Raw genomic sequence first — 6,245 nt, forward strand, 5'->3', positions numbered from 1 at the left:
GGTGCGTTCGGAGCCGGCGGGCCAGGGGGCGGCGGCCCACCGCGCCCGCGGCGGGCCAGCAGAAGCCCAGCAGCGCCACCCACGACCACGACCGCAACGACGATCCAGACCCACGCCGGCACGCCGCCGGACGATCCGCTCGCGCCAGCCGAGGCGCTCGACGGCGAGAAGCTGGCGGGCGAGGAGGCGCCGGTGGATTGCGTGGCCGGCGAGGACGGCGACGACGGTGGTGAACTCGACGACGACCCGCAACGCGGCGTGTAGGCCAGCGCGTCCTTCTTGTTCACGATCGCCGCCCAGACACCGGCCGAATTCGTGACCAGCGACCCCAGCGGGTTGTCACACACCGAGGGCGCCGAGGCCGCAACGGCCTTCGCGGCGTCCGGGATGCCGAAGCCGTGCTTGGGCGAGTACTCGGGGAGCTGCCGGTAGGCGGTATGGATCAGGACGTCGATCACTTGCGCCGCGTTCCAGTCCGGGTGGGCCGAGCGGATCAGCGCGACGACGCCCGACACGATCGCCGCCGAGTTGGACGTCCCGCCGACCTCGGTATAACTGCCGTCTGTCACGGTGGTCGTCCCCACCATGTCCTGACGACCGTCGTGCGTCTCGTACGGGGCGGAGACCGCGACGCCGCCGAGATAGTCCGCGGCCCTGTCCGACGTCGGCTCGTCGGTCTGCGGGCCGGTGATGTTGCTGTCGCTGTCGATCGTGAAGTGGCCGTCGTTCACGTAGCCGGAGACGGCCACCACGCCGGGGTACGTGGCGTACGAGTTCATGCCGTTGTCCTGGCCGTCGTTGCCGGAGGCGACCACGACCACCACGTCGTGCTGCTCGGCGTACTTCAGCGCGTCGCGGATGGCGGCGCTCTCGACGTTGTCGACCGACAGGTTGATGACCTTGACCCTGTGGTCGGCGGCGTACTTGATCGCCGAGGCCACCGGCGCATCGCCCCCCGTGTCGACCAGGGAAAGGGACATCACGCGGGCCTCCGGCGCCGCGCCCAGCATTCCCTGCGCGTGGCCCGGGCCGTGGCCGCGCCCGACGATGTAGCCGGCCATCGTGGTGCCGTGCTGGGGCTCCGGCTGGCCGCTCACCGGGGCCTCGCCGTTCGCAGCGCCGTGGCCGCTGAAGTCCTTGCCCGGCACGAGGGCGCCCGTCAGGTCGGGGTGGGTCGCGTCCACGCCGGTGTCGACGAGGCCGACGACCACGCCCTTGCCCTTGGTCGTGCTCCACGCCGCCGGCAGGTGCAGGTCGTCCAGCCACCATTCCTGCGAGCGGACGCTTGCGGCCGACGGCGCGGCCTGCGCGGCCGGCGCGCCCACCAGCGCGACCGGCATCGCGACCAGCGCTGCGACGGCCACCGCCAGCGGGCGGCACCGCCGGTGGGTCACCACCCGGAGCGCGACGACCCGGTCGTCGTCTTGCCGCCGGCCGACCGGGTGGGGACCGGCACGTTGGCGTCGCTTGCCTTGGTGAACGTCTGGATCGCGACCTGCTCGTTCTTGGCGTACTCCTGCAGGTTGTGCAGGACGGCCCCCATGAAGTGCTGCACCCAGTGGTCGATCGTCTGCAGGTTGCCGTAGAGAGATTCGGCGTGCTGCATGACGCCGGCCGACTCGCCGATCGCCTTCCACGCCTTCTGCACGCCCGCGACCTGGCCGGAAGCCTCAGCGTCGTGCAGGTCGAGCGCCTGCCCCTTCAACGTCGCCCTCTTCTCCAGAAGCTGCTGGTGCAGCTCGGAGAGCGAGTTGTAGAACGACGAGAGCGTCTCGAGGTCCGCGGTGACCGACCCGGCGGTGGCCGCGTCGATGTGCGCCTGATGGCCCACGCGATCGACGAGGTCACCCAGCTCCGTGACGAAGGCGCCGATGTTTCCCGTCACCGCGCCCACCCCGACGACCGCGCTCAGCTCGTCCTCGTACATCGTGTCTCCTCCTGCTGCCCGGGTCAGCCCAAGACCGGCGGTGCGGCCAGCCGCCCGTCGCCCCACACGTCATCGGTCTCGACCAGGTAGTCCGGCCGCTTCTCCAACTCCTCCTCGTCGGAGCGCCGTCCGCCGGCCCCGCCCATCGGAGGCATCATCCCGCGCTCCCCGGCCGCCAGCTCACCGGCGGCCGTGGCGGAGAGCCGTCCGGCCCGCAGCGTCGACTCCTCGGGGTCGAAGCCGCCGATGCCGCCCCGACCGCCCGGGCCGAACCGGCCGGAGGCCTCGTCGGCCGCGCCCCCGAAGCCACTGCCTCGAGCGAAGCCGCGCTCGCCCTCGCCGTCGGCGAACCCGCGGGCGCCGGCGCCCGCCCGCCCGCTCGCGTTCCGACACCGGTACCCGACCCGCTCGGATCGGGCAACGCGACCGGTGGCCCGGTGGGCGACACCGTGCCCGGCGGGTTGCTGCCCTGGATCTGCGTCGGATCACCGGGCGGGGGCTCAGGGGGGATGATCGGTCCACCCGGCGGCGGATTCCCCGGGCCGGTCGGCGAAGTGGGATTGCCCGCGTTACCGGTCTCGGGCCGGCCGCCGTTGTCGTACGGGTGCTTCACCGGGGTGATGGGACGCCCCGGACCCGGGCCGGGCGTGTTCCATCCCGACCCGCCCGGGCCACCGGACGGGCCATTCACCGGCGGCATGGCGCCGCCGCCACCCGAGCCGCTCGGCGCGTGCACCGAGACCGTCGTGGGCAGGCCGTCCGGAAAACCCCGCGGCGGCGGCGGGACCGGCTGGAACGTCTGCTGCTGCTGCGCGGCGAACTGTTCGCTGTCGTCGTTCATCTGCTTGAGGTAGCTGGCCGCCTGCTCGCGGTGCTGCTCACTCTTGATCTGCGCCGCCGCCATGTTCGCCGCTACGGCGCCGGGATTGAACGCCGCCGCTACCGGGCCACCGCTGGCCTGCACCGCGTGGCCGAAGGAGGTGTCGACGGCTGGAACCGCCAGGATCTGCGCCCGCGTCTCGCCGAGCCGCGCAGCGTAGCTGCGCACGTTGTCGGCGGCGTTCGACGACGACTCGGCCGACTGCCGGCTGGTCATCGCGCCGCCGAGCACCGAGGTCGACGCGGCCTTCGCGGCGTCGCCCTTCCAGCCCGTCACGACGTTGTCGATCGCGCTCTCGAGATGCCCGTGGCCCGTGTTGAGGACCTCGGTCCCATGGTCGAAGACCGTGGCCATCGCCGCGATCTCCTCGGGCCGCACCGAGTGCGCCATCGCCTTGATGTGCGTCAGCGAGCCGCCCCCCAGGCCAAGCGCGCCCAGGATGTCATCGATGAAGCTCACCGCAACCGTCCTTCCCCACACCCGGGCCCCACTGTCGACATAGGGCCGGTCACGTCCGCACCGCCGTCAGCGCGTCGGCCAGGCACCGCGCGGCCGCGGCCGCGGTGAACGGCTCCCAGACCACGTCGCCGCCCGGACCGGAGGCGGCGATCAACGCCCCTCCGGCCATTTCGGTCCAACTGGCACAACGCCCGCTCATCTTCGCACTCCCGGCGTCGATCCGCACCGCCCCGATCATGCCCGATGCAGTGACCGCGTCGTCTCCGGCGAGCAGCCGGCTCATGATCGCCTCAGGTATACCCGCGCTCGCCATCGCGTTGCGCATGGTCTCCGGATCGGCCCCGCGCTGCAGCCCCGAGCCGAGCAGCGCAGCGGTGCCGGCCGGCACGGACATCCGGATGGTGGGTGCCGCGGCCACCCGCGGCAGCTGAGCCGCCACCGTCACGGCGATCATCGTCTCGTCGATACGGGCAAGGCGTACCTCACCCGGCTGATCGACGACGGCGACGACGTCCGCTCCTCGGCGCAGCGCCGCGAAGTGTGACTCCTCGCCCCTCACCGACCGGACGGCGAAGGCGCATTCGTCCGGCGCGGCCAGCACGTCGGCGAGGGTGGCCAGCAGCCGCTCCTCGCCGCGGGGACGGTCACCGTCGGTCGGGGCGAGGCCGGCCAGCAACTCGTCGAGCTCCGGTTCCCAGCGACCGGTACGGGACGAGTCGAGGGGCATCGGCCAGCGCAGGCGCCGCTCCCAGCTCCAGCGACCGAGCTCCTCCGGGGCGAGGCGCAGCCAGGTGATCGGCGGCAGCGTCGGCAGGGTCATCGCCGGCCCTCCTCGTCTGGTGTGCTCGCGGGTGGGGTGCCGGGCCGCGTGACCGGCCGGGGGACCGGAAGTGGGCCGCCTTCGGCCCGCGCCGCGCCGGCCAGCTTCCCCAACTGCGCGAGCAGCTGGCCGACCCGCGCGAACACCGCGGCGATCTCGCGCAAGGCTCCGGCGATCCGCTCGAGCAGGACGGCGGCCCGGTCGACGACGTCGATGGCCCGCTCCACCCCGTCCGCGACCCGTCCGATGATGGCCGACAGCGCGGCCGCCTCACTGGCCCCCATCGTCAGCGCGGCCGAGGCCGCGGCGGCGGCCTCGGTGGCGATCATGTACTCGACGACCTGGCGGATGAGGTCGACGACCAGCGATCGGGCGCCCGCCATCAGGTCGGCGCTCATCCGCAGGAGCAGCGTGACGCCGTCGCAGGCCGCGGCGGCTCCGGCGACGGTCTCGGTGAACTCGGCCATGGTCGCGCCGAACGCGTCGGCCGCCTGCCCGCTCCAGCTCCGGCGCGCGGCGCGGGCGAGATCCTCGACGCCGGGGACGGTGGCCCGCAGCCGCCCGGCGAGCGCACCCCATTCGGCGGCCTTCGCCTGCAGCGCGTCGGCGTCTCCCGTCACTTGCTCCAGGCAGCGTTGCAGCGGCTCGATGAGACCGAGCAGGAAGCTCAGCCCGGCGTCGACGAGCTCGGTCTCGGCCGGGGCGGCGTCGGTGGGCACCGGCGGCGCGGCACCGACGAAGCTCACGACGTCGCTGCCGATCATGGCGAACTCGTGGGCCTGCAGGTCGGCCATGACCTCGGTCAACGAGTCGCGGGCCGACCGGCCGGTCGTCAGCGGGCCGGTCACGACGGCGGCTCCCCCGGCTCGTGCAGCACCGTGAACGTGCGGGCGGTCGTGTGCTCGTGCTCCTCGTAGTCGCCCGCGGTCTCGGTCAGGTTCCGCCCGGCCCAGGCCAGGAATTCGTGGATGCGGCCCAGGCCCGACTCCGCCGTGTCGCGCACCTCGGCGTACAGCTCGTCCAGGCCGAGCTCGTGCCCCAGCGGGCCCCACGACGCCGACGGGACGTCCGTCTGCCGGGCGGCGGCGACCATGTCACCCGCGTCGTCGGCGCGCCCGTTCAGCGCGGCGGCGACGGTGCGCAGCGCGCTCACGTCCACCGAGAATGCGTCAGTCATCCCGGCTGTCCTCGTCCGGGACGGGCGGCGCCGCAAAGCGGCCCAACGGGCGCTTGGGGATGCGGCTGGCGTCCTCGATCTCCCGCATCCAGTCCGGCTTGGGCGGGGGCTCGGCCGTCTGCGGGAGCCGGCCGGCCGTGATCGCGGCCAGATCGAGGTCGGAGCTGGAGAGGAACGGCCGGACGACCTCGTTGGTGCGGGCGGCGATCTCGCGCATGCCGTCGTTGAGGGTGGCGACGAGTTCGCGGGACAGCGCCTCCGGCGTCTTGTTCATCGCCGCGTCGGTGAGGCGGACGGCGGTGACGGCACCGCCCACACCCATCTCGACGGAGAAGCTGCGATCAGCCGCGTGCACCTGCACCCTCACCTCCTCCAGAGCAGCCCGGATCTCGTTGTAGCGAAGCCGCTGCGCGGCTGCCTTGGCCCGTTCGGCGTCGAAGCGGGGCCGCTGGGAGGTCACTGCGCCATGCTCCCGCAGAAAGGATCACGGCGCATGACCTGCCCGGGAACTAGCGCAACCAGGTGGTCGGCTCGTCCTCCTCGTCGTCGTCCTCATCGCGCCGGGCAGTGGTCGGCGCCGCGCGCCGGGCGGGCACCATTGCCCGCAGCGCCGGCCCCGCTTGGTTCGGATCGGCGTCGTGCGATTCGGCGTCGTCCGGTTCGGGGTCGAACCGCCGGTCGACGTCGTCGCGCCGGTCGTCCTCGGCCCACTGCCGGCCCCGCGCCTGCCCGTCGGCGGCGAGCGCGGCGACCGCACGCTCGGCCCGGCGGGCGAGCTCGTACTGCCGGTCGAAGGCCGCGGCCTCGTCCCGCCGAGCCTGCGCGGTCAGCTCCGCGGCAAAGCGAGCGATCTCGTTCATCGGCCGCTAACCGATCGTCGGTCCGAGGCGGTCCCACTCCTCGAGGTCCTCGCCGTCGATGACGTCCTCGCGGGGCGGCTGGTAGCGCCGCTTGAGGTCCTGGTCGCCGCCGCCACCCCGAC

9 protein-coding genes are annotated in these 6,245 nt (G+C 73.3%); all 9 read right to left on the bottom strand.

Features of this window, described 5'->3' with window-relative positions:
• Positions 1-1,394: S8 family serine peptidase (locus JF597_RS50155; RefSeq protein ID WP_294012914.1), on the bottom strand; the 1,394-nt coding region annotated here is incomplete at its 3' end.
• Entirely contained in the window at positions 1,391-1,927 is a 537-nt protein-coding gene (locus JF597_RS50160) for a hypothetical protein (RefSeq protein WP_294012915.1), read from the bottom strand. The genes JF597_RS50155 and JF597_RS50160, both read right to left, overlap by 4 nt.
• 23 nt (positions 1,928-1,950) lie before the next feature.
• Entirely contained in the window at positions 1,951-2,085 is a 135-nt protein-coding gene (locus tag JF597_RS50165) for a hypothetical protein (protein WP_294012917.1), read from the bottom strand.
• Entirely contained in the window at positions 2,082-3,161 is a 1,080-nt protein-coding gene (locus JF597_RS50170) for a hypothetical protein (RefSeq protein WP_294012920.1), read from the bottom strand. Before JF597_RS50170 ends, JF597_RS50165 begins: the two co-directional genes overlap by 4 nt.
• Before the next feature lie 154 nt (positions 3,162-3,315).
• Positions 3,316-4,086 carry an ESX secretion-associated protein EspG gene (locus JF597_RS50175; protein WP_294012923.1) on the bottom strand — a complete coding sequence of 257 codons (771 nt, stop codon included), beginning with the start codon at positions 4,084-4,086 and terminating at the stop codon, positions 3,316-3,318.
• Positions 4,083-4,934: a WXG100 family type VII secretion target gene (locus JF597_RS50180; protein WP_294012926.1), complete on the bottom strand. Its 852-nt coding sequence runs from the start codon at positions 4,932-4,934 to the stop codon at positions 4,083-4,085. The genes JF597_RS50175 and JF597_RS50180 overlap by 4 nt, the downstream gene beginning before the upstream one ends.
• Positions 4,931-5,263, bottom strand: a complete 333-nt coding sequence (locus JF597_RS50185; RefSeq protein WP_294012930.1) for a type VII secretion target — start codon at positions 5,261-5,263, stop codon at positions 4,931-4,933. Before JF597_RS50185 ends, JF597_RS50180 begins: the two co-directional genes overlap by 4 nt.
• The gene (locus JF597_RS50190) at positions 5,256-5,723 is read right to left on the bottom strand and encodes a YbaB/EbfC family nucleoid-associated protein (protein WP_294012933.1); all 468 of its coding nucleotides are present in this window, start codon (positions 5,721-5,723) and stop codon (positions 5,256-5,258) included. The genes JF597_RS50185 and JF597_RS50190 overlap by 8 nt, the downstream gene beginning before the upstream one ends.
• 49 nt (positions 5,724-5,772) lie before the next feature.
• Positions 5,773-6,123, bottom strand: a complete 351-nt coding sequence (locus JF597_RS50195; RefSeq protein WP_294012935.1) for a hypothetical protein — start codon at positions 6,121-6,123, stop codon at positions 5,773-5,775.
• Positions 6,124-6,245 lie beyond the last annotated feature (122 nt).

The organism is Streptomyces sp. (assembly GCF_019510245.1).
Taxonomy (GTDB): Bacteria; Actinomycetota; Actinomycetes; order Streptomycetales; family Streptomycetaceae; genus Streptomyces.

Excerpts from the sequence above, each read along its gene's own strand:
- JF597_RS50185 (WP_294012930.1), bottom strand. The coding sequence starts at position 5,263 with ATGACTGACGCATTCTCGGTGGACGTGAGCGCGCTGCGCACCGTCGCC.
- JF597_RS50170 (WP_294012920.1), bottom strand. The coding sequence starts at position 3,161 with ATGGCCACGGTCTTCGACCATGGGACCGAGGTCCTCAACACGGGCCAC.
- JF597_RS50195 (WP_294012935.1), bottom strand. The coding sequence starts at position 6,123 with ATGAACGAGATCGCTCGCTTTGCCGCGGAGCTGACCGCGCAGGCTCGG.
- JF597_RS50165 (WP_294012917.1), bottom strand. The coding sequence starts at position 2,085 with ATGATGCCTCCGATGGGCGGGGCCGGCGGACGGCGCTCCGACGAGGAG.
- JF597_RS50175 (WP_294012923.1), bottom strand. The coding sequence starts at position 4,086 with ATGACCCTGCCGACGCTGCCGCCGATCACCTGGCTGCGCCTCGCCCCG.
- JF597_RS50160 (WP_294012915.1), bottom strand. The coding sequence starts at position 1,927 with ATGTACGAGGACGAGCTGAGCGCGGTCGTCGGGGTGGGCGCGGTGACG.